This window comes from Streptomyces finlayi (genome assembly GCF_014216315.1).
Lineage (GTDB): Bacteria > Actinomycetota > Actinomycetes > Streptomycetales > Streptomycetaceae > Streptomyces > Streptomyces finlayi_A.
Genome location: NZ_CP045702.1, coordinates 5758616 through 5774317, shown reverse-complemented (window position 1 = coordinate 5774317; position 15702 = coordinate 5758616). Strand labels below are relative to the sequence as shown.

The 15702-nt window shown below is 70.1% G+C and carries 15 protein-coding genes and 1 tRNA gene; 6 read left to right on the top strand and 10 right to left on the bottom strand.

Translation table 11 applies throughout. The features are described from left to right. Positions 1-115 precede the first annotated feature (115 nt). On the bottom strand, positions 116-715 hold the full coding sequence (locus tag F0344_RS26370; protein ID WP_185301136.1) for a CGNR zinc finger domain-containing protein: 600 nt from the start codon (positions 713-715) through the stop codon (positions 116-118). Between the two features lie 87 nt (positions 716-802). Between F0344_RS26370 and F0344_RS26365 the strand changes: the two genes are divergently transcribed. Continuing rightward, positions 803-1600 (top strand): MBL fold metallo-hydrolase, encoded by a 798-nt coding sequence (locus F0344_RS26365; RefSeq protein ID WP_258050124.1) that lies wholly within the window; start codon positions 803-805, stop codon positions 1598-1600. Between the two features lie 516 nt (positions 1601-2116). Here the strand turns inward: F0344_RS26365 and F0344_RS26360 are convergent. Further along, positions 2117-2191: transfer RNA gene (locus F0344_RS26360), tRNA-Val, on the bottom strand. 295 nt (positions 2192-2486) lie between these two features. Here F0344_RS26360 and F0344_RS26355 point away from each other — a divergent pair. From F0344_RS26355 to F0344_RS26340, 4 genes are all read left to right on the top strand, one after another. Continuing rightward, on the top strand, positions 2487-3263 hold the full coding sequence (locus tag F0344_RS26355; protein ID WP_185301134.1) for a DUF4097 family beta strand repeat-containing protein: 777 nt from the start codon (positions 2487-2489) through the stop codon (positions 3261-3263). Positions 3264-3334: 71 nt separating this feature from the next. After that, a complete protein-coding gene (locus F0344_RS26350; protein WP_185301133.1) occupies positions 3335-4705 on the top strand; it encodes a hypothetical protein in 1371 nt (456 codons plus the stop codon). A 114-nt stretch (positions 4706-4819) separates the two neighbouring features. Further along, complete coding sequence (locus F0344_RS26345) at positions 4820-5401, top strand: DUF4383 domain-containing protein (RefSeq protein ID WP_185301132.1); 582 nt, start codon at positions 4820-4822, stop codon at positions 5399-5401. 35 nt (positions 5402-5436) lie between these two features. Beyond that, complete coding sequence (locus F0344_RS26340; protein ID WP_185301131.1) at positions 5437-5655, top strand: FmdB family zinc ribbon protein; 219 nt, start codon at positions 5437-5439, stop codon at positions 5653-5655. Positions 5656-6014: 359 nt separating this feature from the next. Here F0344_RS26340 and F0344_RS26335 read toward each other — a convergent pair whose 3' ends face one another. Genes F0344_RS26335 through F0344_RS26325 form a run of 3 tightly spaced genes read right to left on the bottom strand, consistent with a single transcriptional unit; the run spans position 6015 to position 10537 of the window. Then, positions 6015-6842, bottom strand: a complete 828-nt coding sequence (locus F0344_RS26335; protein ID WP_185301130.1) for an HAD family hydrolase — start codon at positions 6840-6842, stop codon at positions 6015-6017. After that, the gene (locus F0344_RS26330; RefSeq protein WP_185301129.1) at positions 6839-9337 is read right to left on the bottom strand and encodes a phosphoribosyltransferase; all 2499 of its coding nucleotides are present in this window, start codon (positions 9335-9337) and stop codon (positions 6839-6841) included. Before F0344_RS26330 ends, F0344_RS26335 begins: the two co-directional genes overlap by 4 nt. A gap of 39 nt (positions 9338-9376) precedes the next feature. Then, positions 9377-10537, bottom strand: a complete 1161-nt coding sequence (locus F0344_RS26325) for an HpcH/HpaI aldolase/citrate lyase family protein (RefSeq protein WP_185301128.1) — start codon at positions 10535-10537, stop codon at positions 9377-9379. Positions 10538-10765: 228 nt separating this feature from the next. On the opposite strand from F0344_RS26325, the gene F0344_RS26320 reads away from it, so the two are divergent. After that, positions 10766-11599 (top strand): TerD family protein, encoded by an 834-nt coding sequence (locus F0344_RS26320; RefSeq protein WP_185301127.1) that lies wholly within the window; start codon positions 10766-10768, stop codon positions 11597-11599. A gap of 38 nt (positions 11600-11637) precedes the next feature. Here the strand turns inward: F0344_RS26320 and F0344_RS26315 are convergent, their stop codons facing one another. The 5 genes from F0344_RS26315 to F0344_RS26295 all read right to left on the bottom strand — a co-directional run bounded on the left by F0344_RS26315 (position 11638) and on the right by F0344_RS26295 (position 15651). After that, entirely contained in the window at positions 11638-12372 is a 735-nt protein-coding gene (locus F0344_RS26315) for a TerD family protein (RefSeq protein WP_185301126.1), read from the bottom strand. Positions 12373-12544: 172 nt separating this feature from the next. Beyond that, on the bottom strand, positions 12545-13693 hold the full coding sequence (locus F0344_RS26310; RefSeq protein WP_185302900.1) for a DUF475 domain-containing protein: 1149 nt from the start codon (positions 13691-13693) through the stop codon (positions 12545-12547). A gap of 65 nt (positions 13694-13758) precedes the next feature. Continuing rightward, positions 13759-14334: a TerD family protein gene (locus tag F0344_RS26305; protein WP_185301125.1), complete on the bottom strand. Its 576-nt coding sequence runs from the start codon at positions 14332-14334 to the stop codon at positions 13759-13761. A gap of 82 nt (positions 14335-14416) precedes the next feature. Then, positions 14417-14992, bottom strand: coding sequence for a TerD family protein (locus F0344_RS26300; RefSeq protein ID WP_185302899.1), 576 nt, complete (start codon positions 14990-14992; stop codon positions 14417-14419). Between the two features lie 200 nt (positions 14993-15192). Next, the gene (locus F0344_RS26295; RefSeq protein ID WP_185301124.1) at positions 15193-15651 is read right to left on the bottom strand and encodes a peroxiredoxin; all 459 of its coding nucleotides are present in this window, start codon (positions 15649-15651) and stop codon (positions 15193-15195) included. Between the last annotated feature and the right edge of the window lie 51 nt (positions 15652-15702).

Here is a 15702-nt window from a genome sequence, read left to right as displayed (position 1 = left end):
CGGGCGACCTCGTCGACCGCCAGGCCGATCGGATCCGAGCAGTGACGCCCCTCACTCCCACCGGCGGCCACGTGGGTGCGACCGGACCATCGAGCCGGACCGTCGATCCGGACCGTCATGCCGTCCCGGACCGCGTGCGGCGGGCGTAGGCGCGGGCGGCGCGGGCGCGGTCTCCGCAGCGGGTGGAGCACCAGTGGCGGCGGCCATGACGCAGCAGGTAGCGGTTGCAGGGCGGCGAGCCGCAGGCGGTGAGGCGTTCCGCGTCGGGGCCGGTGAGGAGGTCGGCGGCATCGGAGGCGAGGGCGGCCAAGGCATGGTCGAGGATCGCCGTGACGGGGTGGGGGGTCACCCGGCAGGGGCCGCTCCTCTCGTCCCACCGCAGGAGCGGCGCCGTGGACACACGGGCCATGGCGTCGTTGACGGCGGCGACAGCGGCCGGAAGGCCGGGAAGCCCTTCGGCGCGCGAGGCGAGCAGCGACCTGATCTGTTCGCGCATCGACCGCAACTGCGACGCGCACATGTCCCGCATGCCGGCGTCGACCGGAGCGAGACCGCGTTGCGTCAACCAGTGGTTGGCCTGCGCAGGGCTCCCCAGGAGATCCACCACGTGCCCGCCGGGCAGCGCCACAGCGCTGTTGGCGAGGGCGAGACAAGGGTGCTCCTCCTCACCCGGTGCGGGTGGCACGGCGGACTCCTCCGTCACTGACTCCTTCATGTTTCTCATGCTACGGATTGCAAGCATCCATGAGAAATGACTACAGTCGCCTCACGGTTCGCAAGCACTCTATCCGTGAGGTACGTCGTGTCTTCTCTCTCCGCTCTCTCCGCAACGACCGACCAGTTCCCGGTCCGCGTTCTCGGCGGCCCGACCGCCCTCTTCGAGTACGGCGGCCTGCGCTTCCTGACCGACCCGACCTTCGACGGTCCCGGCGACTACCCCTCGGCCGGCCCGACCCTGACGAAGACCGCACCGTCCCTCGCCGGCCCGGCCGACCTCGGCCCCGTCGACGTCGTCCTGCTCTCGCACGACGAGCACCCCGACAACCTCGACCACTCCGGCCGCGCCCTGCTCTCCGACGTACCCCTCACCCTGACGACCCCCTCCGGCGCTCAGCGCCTCGGCGAGAAGGCCAAGGGCCTGGCCGACTGGGAGACAGTCGAGCTGAGGCGCCCCGACGGCGGCACGGTCACCGTCACCGGCGTCCCCGCGATCCACGGCCCGGGTGAGCGCGAGGAGATCGAGCCGATCACCGGCCAGGTCGTCGGCTTCGTCCTGACGGGGGACGGCCTGCCCACCGTCTACGTCAGCGGCGACAACGCATCACTCGACGTGGTCAAGGAGATCGCCGAGCGCTTCCCCACGATCGACACCGCACTTCTCTTCGCCGGAGCCCCCCGCTTCCCGATGCTGTACGACGGCGGACTGCTCGTCCTGGACAGCACCCAGGCAACCGAGGCCACCCGACTCCTCAACCCCCGCCGCGTGGTACCGGTCCACTACGACAGCTGGGCGCACTTCACCGAGGGCCACGAAAGCCTGGCAACCGCCTTCTCCGCCGCAGGCCTGGCAGACCGCCTGGACTGGGGCCGGCCCGCCTGAGCCGACCGGCGGGTGCCCCGCGCGGGGCACCCTGCTCCGGCAGGCGCTCGACCGGTATCGACAAACAGTCCCGGCCACAGTTCCTCGCCGGACGGTCTCGCTCGCTTGTGCTCCCGGGGCTACCGCGCTGTGAGAAGCCGGGACGACCGCCGCAGTCCACCGCTGCTGATGTCAGCGATGGATGTCAGATCCCTCGCCCAACTGCACTACGGCCGACGGTTCGACGCCGGGCAGCGGGTCCCTTCCGAAGCTCACGTAGCACGACGGCACTGAGCCCGACGACGCGTGCCTGAGCCTGACGCACCCCGATTGACCGTGGCCGACCGCTCGTTCTGGCACGGATCTGGCACGCAGGCCCCCGCTGGCACATGCAAGGAGTGCAAGCATGCTCACCATCGACGTCAGTTCTGTGACCGACGAGCGCGGACTGCATGCAGCACTTGCGAAGGCACTGCACTTCCCTGGCTCAACTACCGTCAACGCCCCCGCAGCGGATCGCTGCGGGGGCGTTGTGGCTGGTGGGCGCGGACGGTTTCGAACCGCCGACATCTGCTTTGTAAGAGCAGCGCTCTACCCCTGAGCTACGCACCCGTGGATGAAGGAACAGATTACATGGCTCACAGCCCCTCCCCGCAAACCGGTTCCCGTTCGCCCGGCTCGTCCCCTGAAAATGCGAAGTGCCTTCGAGCGCCGCAGCGTGCCTCAACGGTGCCGGGAGAGCACCCGAGCATCCGGAGACCCTCGGCACCCCGCACCTGTCCCCAGTACTCCGCAAGCGTACGGGGGATATCCCCACCCCGAGACGGTAGCCGTCCGGATGCCTCCCCGGGCCCCCAGTACATACGGTGAACGCACATCGGCGGCACTACCCGGGGGACCTACCACCATGACCTTGCGTACGCGCACACTCACCGGCGCCCTCGGCGCCTCCGGTGGGGTTCTTGTTCTTGTTGCTGTCCTCAGTGGGTGCGGGAGCAACGATGTCGACGATGCTCCCGTCGAGCGGAAGTCGTTCGCGCTCGGTGGGAAAGTGCTGACCATCGATTCCGAGGACTCCGGCGTCGAGCTCGTGCCGGCCGATGTGCGGCAGGTCGAGGTGACGCGGCAGTTCGACGGGTGGGTCGTGCTGGGGAACGGGCCCGAGCCCGTCTGGGAGATGAACGACGGGGTCCTGCGCCTTCAGGTGAAGTGTGAGGCGGTGATCAGTGATTGCGCGGCTCGCCACCAGGTGAAGGTGCCGCGCGGGGTGGCCGTGACCGTGCAGGGGGACAACGGGGACGTCACCGCCACCGGGTTCGACACGCGGCTCGATCTCACGTCCGACAACGGCGAGGTCGTGGTCCGGGACTCCAGCGGTCCGCTGAAGCTGAAGAGCGACAACGGTGAGGTCCGGGCGGAACGGATCTCCGCTCCTTCGGTGAACGCCCACTCGGACAACGGCTCCGTGCGGCTGATGTTCACCAGGGTGCCGACGCTGGTCGAGACCGTCAGCGACAACGGGGGGATCACCATCGATCTGCCGAAGGGCGATGACGCGTACGCCGTGACCGCCGAGGCCGACAACGGGGACGTGTCCGTCAGGGTTCCGCGCCGCGACGACAGCGTGCACGTGGTGCGGGCGCGCAGCGACAACGGCGAAGTCACCGTCCGAAGCGCGAACTAACGGACCCGTGTGTTCGTCCTTACCTGGTGGGAGAATGAACCGGGCAGGGCGAAACGGCACGGGAGAGGGATGTGACGGCGACACACGCGCGGCCGCAGGCGAAAGCGGGTGGGGGTTCCGTCGTCCGGGATGTCCTGACACTCATGGTGTTGCCGGTCCCGTTGCTGGCCGCCGCGCTGCCGGTGGCCTTCGCGGGCGGCGGTACGCGGCGTTGGTTCGGCGGGCGTGGTGGTGAGAATCAGCGGGCGGAGGCCCAGGCGGCGAAGGACGCCGCCGCGGCCGCTTTCGTCGAGCTCGACAGCGCTCAGCGCGATCTGCTGATCTCCATCGAGACGATCACCGCCGTGGACAGCACGTCGCGGGCCCGTCAGGCCGTCGAGGGCTTCGCGGCGCTGGGGCGGCGGATCGACGAGGTGAGCCACGGGTACATCACGGCCGTCGACGCGCACGACCTCGACCGGGACGGTCTGGAGCCCGCGGTCGCCGCCCGCGCCCTGACCGAGCTGACGAAGGCGAAGGACGAGCTCGTCCGGGTCAAGGCCGAGCTCGACCGGTTCGCCCAGGGCCTCGGGCCGCTGCTCGGCAGCGCGGAGACGCAGCTCGCCCGGCTCGCGCCCGCCGTGGAGCGCGCACGGCAGGCGCTGCTCGGGGCGAGCAACTCCCTCGATGCCGTACGGGCCTCCGGTATGCGCGCCGACGACCTCGCGGCGCGGCTGGCGGCTCTGGCACCGGAGCTGACGCGGCTCAACCAGGGTGCCGGCAGGCACGGCGTACCGGAGACCTTGCAGCGTGCCGACCAGGTGCTGCGGGAGGCCGAGGCCCTGCGGACCGAGGCGGACCGGCTTCCGGAGCGGGCCGCGGAGATCGACCGGCGGCTGGTATCGCTCCGCACCCGCGCCCAGGCACTGACGACACGCGCGGGGTCGGTCGAACCGGTGCTGAGCGAGCTGCGGCGCCGGTTCTCGGCGGCGTGCTGGCAGGACCTCCAGCCCGTTCCCGAGCAGGCCACGGTGAACATCAGGCGGGCCGAGGAGAAGATCGCGGAAGCTTCGAAGGCCCGCGACGAGCAGCGCTGGGCCGATGCGACGGCGCTGCTGAGCACGGTGCGCGCCCTGCTGAACGCGACGGACGAGGCGGTGTCCGCCGCGGGTGACCGTCTGCAGCGGCTGGACGCGGTGGCGAAGGATCCGCAGCAGGAGATCCAGCGGACCCGGTTCGCGATCCGGGACGCCCAGCGGCTGGCGATGGCCGGGCGCAACACCCCTGATCCACGCCATGCCCTGCCGCTGGACGACGCCGTGTCCCGGCTGGACCGGTCCGTGGCGGGGCTGGAGGGGCGCCACCCGGACTACTGGCACTTCCTGATCGAGACGGAAGCCGTACGCCGGTCCGTGGCCCGTGTGGTCTCGGACATCCGTGAGGAGCGCGGGGCCGGGGCCTGAGAGGGGACCCACGTTTGTCGCCGGGCGTCCGCGGGCCGATCCTGGAAGGGAGGCGGGGACAGACCCGCCGAGCCGGACGCACGCGCGGTACGCCCACGGCCCGAGGAGGCTCGCATGACCCTTCACGTTCCACGTCCACGGCATGCGCCGCCCCGGGCCGGCAGGCGCGGGGGGGCCGTGCGGCTCGATGAGCATCTCCCCCTCGACCACCGGCTCAACCAGGTCTACCGCCTCGGGGCCGGGCTCACCGGGCTCGTTCTGCTCGTCTTCGGCGTGCTCGGTCTCATCGGCAAGGTCGGATTCTTCGACACCGGAGGCGACACCGTGGCGGGCCTCAACACCAACGGCGCGCTCGGCGTCCTGTCCATCTGCGGCGGGCTCGTGCTCTTCGCCGGAATGGTGGTCGGCGGCAATACCGCCTCGACGATCAACATGGTCCTGGGTATCGCGTTCATCCTGAGCGGGTTCGTCAATCTCGCTCTGCTGGACTCCGACTTCAACTTCCTCGCCTTCCGCATGCCGAACGTGCTGTTCAGCTTCGTGGTCGGTCTGATGCTGATGTTCTTCGGCATGTACGGGCGGGTCAGCGGCCGTCTTCCGCACGACAACCCGTACTGGCAGGCCCGCCACCCCGAGCAGGCCGCACGCGAGGCACGTCGTCGGCGGGTTCCGCGGATGCCGGAGGTCCGACGGTAGGGCGTGGTGCTGTCCCGGGGCTCTACCCTGGGGCCATGCCTCGCTATGAGTACCGCTGCCGCCCCTGCGGCGACACGTTCGAAGTCAGCCGTCCGATGGCCGAGTCCTCCGCTCCCGCCACCTGCCCCGCCGGCCACGAGGACACCGTGAAGCTGCTCTCCGCCGTCGCCGTGGGCGGCGCCGCCGGGTCCGCGCCCGCACCGGCCGGCGGGGGTGGCGGAGGAGGTTGCTGCGGGGGCGGCTGCTGCGGCTGACCGCCGCAGGAAGGCCGGCTACCTCTTGCGCGAGAGCGTCGCGATGAGCCCGCCCGGTCGCATCCGGGGCCCCCGCTCCTCCCAGTACGGGACGCAGTTGTCCTCGTCCGCGTCCAGGTGGGCCCGGTCGATGGGCCCGGCACGTCGTCGCTCCGCGCGATGCCGTCCGCACCGCACCCTGATCGGGAAAACGGGCGTACGCCGTCTCCACGAGCTCACGCCGCGCCGCGTCCAGCGGCGGGTTGTGCGGCCAGCGTGTACGCGTACAGCTCGTCCGTGATCCTGGTTTCGTAGCCCGTGCTCATCGTGCGTGCTTCCGTCCGTGGCCGGCCCGCTTTCCGGCGGGTCCACCGTCCCGGCTAGCGGCGCCGCTCCGCACCCGCAGCGCCGATGAACCGGCGCAGTATCTCCTCCCCCGCCGCGATCCCCGTCTCGCCCAGTACCTCGACGTTCGGAGCGGTCCAGCCGCTGTCGGCGAGTTCGCCGTGGGCGGGTCGCCAGGAGCGGTCCGCCGCGAGCAGCAGGTCCGCGTCGAGGAGGGAGTCACCGGCGGCGAGGGTCAGTGTGGCGCCGCAGCGGCGTGCGACCTCGTTCATGGCGGCGCTCTTGGTGAGGGGCTTCGGCACGGCGTAGATCTTGCGTCCCTGGAGGGAGACCGTCCAGCCCCGGCCGTCCGCCCAGTCAGCCAGTTCCTTCACCCATCCCTCCGGCAGCAGCGAGCGCTCGACGACGAGATACGCGAAGAGGTCCTCGGCGATCCGTTCCTTGAGGAGCCAGGCGGGGTCGGACGCGGCGACGAGGTGGGCCCTGACCTCGGCGAGGGAGGCGCATTCGTCGGCGAGCCGGGCCGCGACCTGCCGCTGCCAGTCCCGGTCGGAGATCCCGTCGACCAGGATGTGTCCGCCGTTGGCGCAGATGGCGTACCGCGCGGCTGGTCCGGGGAGGTGGATGCGGTGGTACTGCTCGCGGGTGCGGGTCGTGGTGGGGACGAAGACGGTGCTGGCGCCCAGCGCTTCGAGGAGCGCCCCGGCCGTCTCGGTGACGTAGGACAGCGGCTTGTGACCGTAGATCTCCACGCAGAGCAGCCGGGGTGCTTCGGCGTCCGGCATGGGCAGGTCGAGGGCGGCGGCGGAGTAGACGAGGGTGCGGTCGAGGTCGCTCGCGACCAGCGTCACCTGGGTGCTCACTTGCCCGTCACCGCCTTGCCGTCCGCACCGGTGGCGCCACGGGTGAACTGTGGGTGGATCAGTCCCACGCAGGTGTACGGGAGTGCGTCGACCTCCTCGACCGATACGCCGCGCTGTTCGGCGAGCATGCGTACGTGGTCGAGGTCGGCGCCCGCTCCGCGCTTGGCGAGGATCTTCCACGGGACGCGGCGCAGCAGGACGCGGGTGGTCTCGCCGACCCCCGGTTTGACGAGGTTCACGTCGTGGATGCCGTACTCCTCGCTGATCCTCTCGACGGCGGCCCAGCCCTCCCAGGTGGGGGCGCGGTCTGCGGCGAGGAGTTCCTTGACGTCGGCGTCCACCGCGTCCACGACCTCGCCGAAGCGGTCGGCGACGGTGCCGACGAAGTGGCCGGACACGTCCGTACCGGCGAGCTCCCGGTAGAACTTCGCTCCGTGGAAGTCGTCCGGTCCGACCAGGTCGGCGCGCAGGACCGTACGGGAGATGAGGCCGGAGACCGTCGAGTTGAGGCAGGCGGACGGGACGAGGAAGTCCTCCCGGGTGCCGTAGGTCCGGACGCAGCCGCCGGGGTCGGCGAGGACCGCGATCTCGGGGTTGAAGCCCTCGAACTCCGCGAGGGCCGCGGCGAGTTCCCGGGTGATGGCCCCCTTGCCCGTCCAGCCGTCGACGAAGACGACGTCGGCCGGGTCGTGGTGGGCCGCCAGCCAGCGCAGGGCGGTGGCGTCGATGCCCCGGCCGCGCACGATGGACACGGCGTAGTGCGGCAGGTCGAGTCCGTACCGGAACCGGGCCCAGCGGCGCATCAGTACGCCCACGGGAGTGCCGGCCCGGGCCAGGGAGACCAGGACGGGGCGGGGGGACCGCTCGGCGAGGACGGTCTCGGTGACGGTGCCGACGGCGCGGGCCACCCGGGCGGCCGAGGTGTCGAGCGCGGCCTTGAAGAGCTCCTGGTACTGCGGGGTCGGCTGGTACTCGACGGGAAGCGACTCGGCGTAGTGCGCGCCACCGCTCTGTATCGCTTCCTCGCGCTCCTCGGTGGGCGCTTCCAGTGCGGTGCCGGACAGGTCCTGGAGGAGCCAGCCGACGTCGTCCGCCGCGTAGGAGGAGAAGGCGGGGCCTCGGAGGGGCTCGGGCAGCATGGGCGGCTCCTGCCGTTCGGCGACGAGTGAGGGGACGGCGCGCGAGGGGACAGCTCGCGAAGCGGCGGCGCGGGAAGCGGCGGCGGTACCGGAAGGGGTGTACGAGGGGACGACGGCCAGCAGGACGTGGTCGGTGTGGGCAGCGAGCCGGGCCAGCAGGCCGTCGGGGGCATGCAGGGCAGGCGTGTCCGCGGTGGAGTCCACGACGGCCACGACGGCGTCGAAACCGGCGCCCGCGACGTTGTACGCGTACCGGTCGCCGGGGCCGTCCGCGGGGTTGTCGTGGGCCGGGAAGACCAGCCGGCTGCGTATCGCGTACCCGGGGTCGTCCAGGGCGAGCACCGGGGAGCGGGTCGTCGTGGAGTACCGCACCTCGGCGGTGGAGACCTCTTCCAGGGACGTGCCGAGGCGGAGCGGGGCGTACATCAGCTCCTCGAAGCCGAGGACGAGTACGCGCCGGGCATCGCCCAGGGCCTCGTCGATACGGGCCGCCATGCCGGGCAGGGCCGCTTCCAGGGCCGCGCGGTGGAGCGGGGTGAAGCCGTGCCGTCCGCCGTCGGGGACGCCGGCGGGCCACGCCAGCTCGATCCGGGTGGGGGCCGGGGCGGGCTTCGCCGGCTCAGCCTCCGGGACGGCGGCCATCGCCTCCTGGGCCGCGACCAGCTCCTGGCCCCGTTCCAGCACACCGTCCGGCAGCAGCACCGTCCCGGCGCTCCTGGCCACCAGGTCGACCCGGGCGCCGATCTCGTCGGCGAACCCGGCCAGCCGCCCCCGGTCCGCCACCGAGCGCATGTCCGCGAGCGCCACGACGACGTACCGCTCACGGGGGTAGAGCTCGTGCAGGGCGCGGATCGTGTTGAGCACGGTGTTGCCCGTGGAGAACTCGTCGTCGACCAGCACCAGTGGCGCACCGGACGGGACGGGCGTCAGCAGGTCCACGTCCTCGGGCAGCAGCAGGTGGGAGGTGGCGTGCGAGTGCGACTCCTCGAAGCCGCCCGCTCGGGCCACCCCTTCGACGGGCCGGCGTGTGGAGTGGAGGTACGGCGCCACGCCGAGCCCATCGGCGACCGCGTGGCCGAGGCCGGTCGCGGTTTCCGCGTACCCCAGCACGACGGCGGTACGGGCCTGCGCCTCACCGAGGAGGTCGCGTACCCGCTCCCCCAGCTCGAAACCCGCGCCGTAGACCACGGAGGGCTTCTGTGGCACGTGCTTGCCCAGTACGTTCGATACGAGCAGGTGTGCCCGCTTGGGGTTGCGGCGCAGGGCCAGACCCAGCAGGTCCCGGAGCTCCCCGTCGCCGACCAGCTCGACTCCCAGCCGCTCGGCGACCCAGCTGCCCGTCCACACCACGTCCATGTCTCTTCCCTCGTTGCGCGCTCGCTCGTCGATACGCGCTCAGTCCGTCAGGCCCGCGGCCAGCAGCTCCACGAACCCGACGTCTTCCTTGGCCACACCGAAGACCTCGGCCCGCTGCACGGTGCGCTCGGCCCATGCCCGGTGCGGCTTCACTTCGTTCATCTTGTTCGTGTACGCCGACCGGAGCACTCCGCCGCCACCGCGCCCGGGCCGCAGGATGTCCTGCGCGTCGCTGAACTCCTCGTGGCTGACCACGGACAGCGCGTGCACGGGCTGGACGTGGGACGGGTGGATGCAGGTCTTGCCGAGCAGCCCGTTGGCACGGTCCAGCTCGATCTCGCGCAGCAGTCCGTCCAGGTCGTGCTCGATCAGGGTGGTGCGCAGTTCCTCGGCCCGCCCCGCGAAGGGGCTGCGGCGCAGCTGGGGCTTGAACATACGTTCCTGGAGCCTGAAGTACTCCCACACCGGACCGGTGATCGTGAAGCCCGTCCCGTCGGCCCGGCCCAGCACGTTGACGACGTCACCGATGACGGCCCCGACGATCTGGACGTCGTACGCCGTCATGTCGGAGGCGCGGCGCAGACCGTACGCCGAGCAGAAGTCGGTGACGCCGAGCCGCAGGGCGAGCACCCGGTCGCGGTACTTGTCCACGGTGCGGGAGATCCCCCGGAGGACCTCTGCCCGCGTCTCCAGGTGCAGCAGCTCGGGCGACTCCAGCACCGGCATCGCGAAGAGCCGCCGGCCGGCTGCCGCCTCGGCGCTCGCGAGGGCCTCCAGGAACAGGACGCCGCGCTCCTCGGTGAATTTCGGCAGGACGAATCCGGACAGCAGCCGGACGGAGCTGCCGAGTCTGCTCACCAGGTCGGTGATCTGCCCGGGGGCGCGGACGCGAATGAAGAGCAGGGGCGTCTGTGCGGCCCTCGCGTCGAGGTCCGCGAACTGCCTGACGAGGTTCGCCTCGCCGTCCGCCACCTCGGTGTCGTCGATCGAGTCCTCCAGGCACAGCACCATCGACACGAGCCCGTGACCGGCCTGCTTGAGCACGTCGTCGGCCAGATGCGGCCGGGTCGCCGGGCTGTAGAGGGTGGCTCCCAGCGCTGCGGAGAGCATGCGGGCGGGAGAGTCGGCGTCGAATTCGCACGGCTCCTGGAAGAACAGGCCCTTGCGGGCAGCGGGCGAGATATGCCCGAAATGACGCATGTAATCCCCCGTACTGCCTGATCGGCCGGACAACGTATGGCCGGTAATAGTACGTACGGACGGGTGTCGGCAGTTCCCCAGAGGCATGAATTTCGGGTAACCCGTCCATTACAGGCACTCGCGGCGAGCTACGCCACTCCACGCGTAACGCCACCGCGGGGGGCCGCCACCGGAACCCGTCGGGCCCCCGCGTTGTCCGTCCGGCCTGGCAGCAGGCAGGATGACGGGATGACGCACGCGATGCTGAAGGGCTCGAACGTCCCCCTCGATGCCACGGCCGTACGGGCCGTGCTGCGCTGGACCCCGGGCGCCGACGTCCCCGACGTGGACGCCTCCGCCCTGCTGCTCGGTGCCTCCGGCCGGGTGCGTTCCGACGAGGACTTCGTCTTCTACAACCAGCCCCGGCACCCCTCCGGCCTGGTGCGACGTCTGCCCAAGCGCAGCGTCCCCGAAGGGCTCACCGACACGATCGAGGCGGATCTCTGCGCACTGGACCCCTCGGTGGAGCAGGTGGTGATCTCCGCGTCCTCCGACGGCGCGGCGTTCGAACGGGTCAGGGATCTGCGCATCCTGCTGTACGACGCCGCGACGGCCGGCGGCGATCCGCTGGCCGTCTTCGACGTCAGGGCGGAGACGGGCGAGGAGACCGCCATCATCTGCGGCGAGCTCTACCGGCGCGGTGAGGGCTGGAAGTTCCGGGCGGTCGGGCAGGGCTATCCGACGGGCCTCGTCGGGCTCGCCACGGCGTTCGGCATCTCCGTCGACGAGACGGCCACGGAGCCGGCCTCCGAGCCGGACCAGGCGGCCGCACCGGCTGGGGACCCGCCCGCGCAGGGCGCCGTGCCCGCGCCGCCGTTCCCGCCCGCACCGGAGCCCGCCCCGGACTCGCAGGCCACGGTGCTGCACCAGCAGCCCGCGTACGGGTACCCGCAGCCCGCCGGGCAGCACTCGGCCCCGCCGCAGCCCGCCTACGGCTATCCGCAGCCCGCCGCGGCGGCGGCGTACGCACCGGACCCGAGTTTCACGCTGCCCCCGCAGGGTCCCCAGTTCGTCAGGAACTGAGCCCCGCGGAAGGTGTGCCCCGGGACCGGCCGGGGCGGTCAGGCCCGGGTCTTGTAGCCGCGCCCCCACTGCATGCCGAAGCCGTACAGCCGGTCCAGTTCCGACTGGAAGCCGTAGACGAACTTCACCTCGCGCCGCACGATCAGCTCGCCCTTGATGTTGTCGACGGTGAACACGGCGCAGGACCGGGCCTGCGGGGCCCTCTCGTCGAGCTCGATCTCGATCCGGGGTCCGTTGCCCGGGTAGAGCGTGACCTTGGCGTGCGTACGGTCGAAGGCAGGCGTCTGGTCGTAGATGTAGACGAAGAACAGCAGTCTTTTGATCTCTTCGTGATGGTCGAGGTTGACGTAGACGGTCTCCCCCGACGGCGCCCCGAAGCGGTCGTCACCGCTGAGCCGGATGTAGGGCGGCCCGTTCAGGTCGCCGATCAGGTTGCCCAGCGGCTGCACCACGCCCCTGGTGCCGTCCTTCAGCTCGTACATGCAGCCCAGGTCCAGGTCGACGTTGACCACGCCCCGGGTGTGCGCCTGGACGACGTCGGGCGTGAAGAGCTTCATCGGACGCAGCAGTCGTCCGCTCTGCCGTGACCTGCCCTCGATGTCCGAGCTCCGCATCCTCCAGGAGAGGTTGACGCGGAGATGCCCGGACAGGGCGCCCTGCTTGGTCAGGGAGACCGTGGCGTGCCGCTTGGACAGCACGATCGAGCTCGTCACGGAGTTGCCCGCCTCGAACACCGCGTCCCGCCCCGGCCACAGGCTGTTCCAGAAGGCCATCCCAACCCCCCACATTTCCGGTTGTGCCCGGGTGGAGCCGCCCACTGGGCTCCAGGCGTCCCGGGCGTCGTCACAGCCCCCGTACGTCACTGCGGGGCGACCCCGGGCCGGTTCCGGAGAACCGCCACCGTGTGGGCCGCCCCGCAGAGAGCGTTCCTCATTCCCTACCGGGTCACACCCCGGAGGAGACTTCCGCCTTGGAACCGGAGCCGTCGTCCCCGTCACCGGCCACGCCGAGCGCCTTGTTGCGGCGCACCGAGGACCAGAAGGACCAGGCGATCAGCACGACACCGACGAGGCCGGTGATCAACTCGTTGATCTCGAACCGGATGGTGATGAGCAGGATCGCGGCGAGCGCGCCGATCGCGTAGTGCGCGCCGTGCTCCAGGTAGACGTAGTCGTCCAGCGTGCCCTGGCGGACCAGGTAGACGGTGAGCGAACGGACGTACATGGCGCCGATGCCGAGGCCGAGGGCCATCAGCACGATCTCGTTGGTGATGGCGAAGGCGCCGATGACACCGTCGAACGAGAAGGACGCGTCGAGCACCTCGAGGTAGAGGAACATGAAGAACGCGGCCTTGCCCGCGACGACAACCGCGGAGACCGGCTTGCCGGCCTTCTTGGCGGCTTCCTCCGCCTCGTGTTCGCGCTCCTCCTCCTCTTCGAGCTTGTTCTCGAAGAATCCGGAGAGGCCGCCCACGATGAGGTACGTGATCAGACCCGCCACACCGGCGAGCAGGACGGTCTCCGCCTTGTCCGCGTGACCGCCACCGTGCTGGTGCGCCTGGGGCGCGAACCACATGGCCGAGATGAGCAGCACGATCAGCGCGACGCAGACCGACAGCATGTCGACCTTGCCGAGCTTGGAGAGCGGACGCTCGATCCAGCCGAGCCACTTGATGTCGCGGTCCTCGAAGATGAAGTCGAGGAAGATCATCAACAGGAACATGCCACCGAAGGCTGCGATGGACGGATGGGCGTCCGTCACCAGTTCCTTGTACCGGTCGGGGTCGTTGAAGGAGAGGTCGATGGCCTCGATGGGACCGAGCTGGGCACTGATGGCCACGATCACGACGGGGAAGACCAGCCGCATACCGAAGACCGCGATGATCACACCGATGGTGAGGAAGATCTTCTGCCAGAACTCACTCATCTTCTTGAGGATTCCGGCGTTGATCACCGCGTTGTCGAAGGACAGCGAGATCTCCAGGATCGACAGGATCGCGACGATACCGAAGGCCTGCCACCCCCCGTAGAAGATCGCCGCGACCAGGCCGGCCGCGGTAACCGCGAACGACCAGCCGAAGGTTTTCAGAATCACTGGCACCCCATCGTGTGTGTACGGACCTCCCCCGGAGTGAGGGGCTCCCCCGCGTGTACGCGGTTCTACGAAACGTTGACCCCGAAGTCTAGAGCGATGCCCCGCAGCCCCGACGCGTACCCCTGCCCGACTGCACGGAACTTCCACTCCCCGCCGTAGCGGTAGAGCTCACCGAAGATCATCGCGGTTTCCGTCGAGGCGTCCTCGCTCAGGTCGTACCGTGCCAGTTCCTGGCCGTCCGCCTGATTCACCACGCGTATGAAGGCGTTGCTGACCTGCCCGAACGTCTGCCCCCGATTGTCCGCCTCATGGATCGACACCGGGAAGAGGATCTTGTCGCAGTGCGCGGGCACCTGGTCGAGGTGCACGATGACCGACTCGTCGTCGCCGTCGCCCTCCCCCGTCAGGTTGTCGCCCGTGTGCTCCACGGAGCCGTCGGGGCTCGTGAGGTTGTTGTAGAACACGAACCACTCGTCACCGAGCACCCGGCCCGACTGGCACAGCAGCGCGCTGGCGTCGAGGTCGAAGTCCGCTCCGGTGGTGGACCGTGCGTCCCAGCCGAGCCCGACCAGCACCTGGGTGAGATCGGGTGCGGCCTTGGAGAGGGAGACATTGCCTCCCTTGGCGAGCGTGACGCCCATGTGTGTCCTCCCCGTGTCGATGGATGAGAACGTCCGGCGCCGCACAGGGTGCGGCGCCGGACGGGAAAAACCGGTGTGGCTCTCAGACGTTCACGCCGAAGTCCTGCGCGATACCGCGCAGGCCCGAGGCGTAGCCCTGTCCGATGGCGCGGAACTTCCACTCCGCGCCGTTGCGGTACAGCTCGCCGAAGACCATCGCGGTCTCCGTCGAGGCGTCCTCGCTCAGGTCGTAGCGCGCGAGCTCGGTGTTGTCGGCCTGGTTCACCACGCGGATGTAGGCGTTGCGGACCTGGCCGAAGCTCTGCTGACGGCTCTCGGCCTCGTAGATCGAGACCGGGAAGACGATCTTGTCGACGTCGGCCGGGACCCCGGCGAGGTTCACCTTGACGACCTCGTCGTCGCCCTCGCCCTCACCGGTGAGGTTGTCACCGGTGTGCTCGACGGAGCCGTCGGGGGACTTGAGGTTGTTGAAGAAGACGAAATTGCCGTCATTGCCCACCTTGCCGTCGACACCCGTCAACAGCGCGCTGGCGTCGAGGTCGAAGTCACCGCCGGTGGTCGTACGGGCATCCCAGCCCAGACCGACGATGACCGCCGTCAGGTTGGGCGCGGCCTTGGTCAGCGAGACGTTGCCGCCCTTGCTGAGGCTGACTCCCACGAGTCCTCCCATGGTTTAAGGGGCCGGCAGAACCAGTGTCCCCATCGTGCGTTGGCATCGGATCAACGATTGGATCCTAGTGACCGGTTCCCTGCCGAAACAGACTTTTGGCGGGGCGTCGGCAGGAGATCTCCCGGATCGGGGACCGACCGGGGACCGACCGGGGACCGACCGGGGACCGACCGGGGAACAGGCGGCGATCAGATCGAGTCGAGCGCCTTGATGTAGTCCTTGAGGTCCCTCGCGTCCGGGAGGCCGTTGACGACGCTCCAGCGGACCGTGCCGTCCTTGTCGATGACGAACGTGCCGCGCACGGCGCAGCCCTTCTCCTCGTCGAGGACGCCGTAGGCCCGGGAGGTCTCGCCGTGCGGCCAGAAGTCCGAGAGCAGCGGGTATTCGAGGCCCTCCTGCTCCGCGAAGACGCGCAGGGTGTGGATGGAGTCGTTGGAGACGGCGAGCAGCTGGGTGTCGTCGTTCTCGAACCGGGGCAGCTCGTCGCGCAGCGCGCACAGCTCGCCCGTGCAGACACCGGTGAAGGCGAACGGGTAGAAGAGCAGCACGACGTTCTTCTCGCCGCGGTAGTCGGAGAGCTTCACGGTCCGCCCGTGGTTGTCCTTCAGCTCGAATTCCGGGGCCTGGGTGCCGACCTCGATCGCCATGAAACGCGTCCCTTCGTACTCCAGCGCACTCCCGGACCGGTCCGTCCGGGC

Coding starts and splice junctions, on each gene's coding strand:
- F0344_RS26370 (WP_185301136.1), bottom strand. CDS start 715: ATGAAGGAGTCAGTGACGGAGGAGTCCGCCGTGCCACCCGCACCGGGT.
- F0344_RS26355 (WP_185301134.1), top strand. CDS start 2,487: ATGACCTTGCGTACGCGCACACTCACCGGCGCCCTCGGCGCCTCCGGT.
- F0344_RS26345 (WP_185301132.1), top strand. CDS start 4,820: ATGACCCTTCACGTTCCACGTCCACGGCATGCGCCGCCCCGGGCCGGC.
- F0344_RS26340 (WP_185301131.1), top strand. CDS start 5,437: ATGCCTCGCTATGAGTACCGCTGCCGCCCCTGCGGCGACACGTTCGAA.
- F0344_RS26330 (WP_185301129.1), bottom strand. CDS start 9,337: ATGGACGTGGTGTGGACGGGCAGCTGGGTCGCCGAGCGGCTGGGAGTC.
- F0344_RS26325 (WP_185301128.1), bottom strand. CDS start 10,537: ATGCGTCATTTCGGGCATATCTCGCCCGCTGCCCGCAAGGGCCTGTTC.
- F0344_RS26320 (WP_185301127.1), top strand. CDS start 10,766: ATGACGCACGCGATGCTGAAGGGCTCGAACGTCCCCCTCGATGCCACG.
- F0344_RS26315 (WP_185301126.1), bottom strand. CDS start 12,372: ATGGCCTTCTGGAACAGCCTGTGGCCGGGGCGGGACGCGGTGTTCGAG.
- F0344_RS26305 (WP_185301125.1), bottom strand. CDS start 14,334: ATGGGCGTCACGCTCGCCAAGGGAGGCAATGTCTCCCTCTCCAAGGCC.
- F0344_RS26295 (WP_185301124.1), bottom strand. CDS start 15,651: ATGGCGATCGAGGTCGGCACCCAGGCCCCGGAATTCGAGCTGAAGGAC.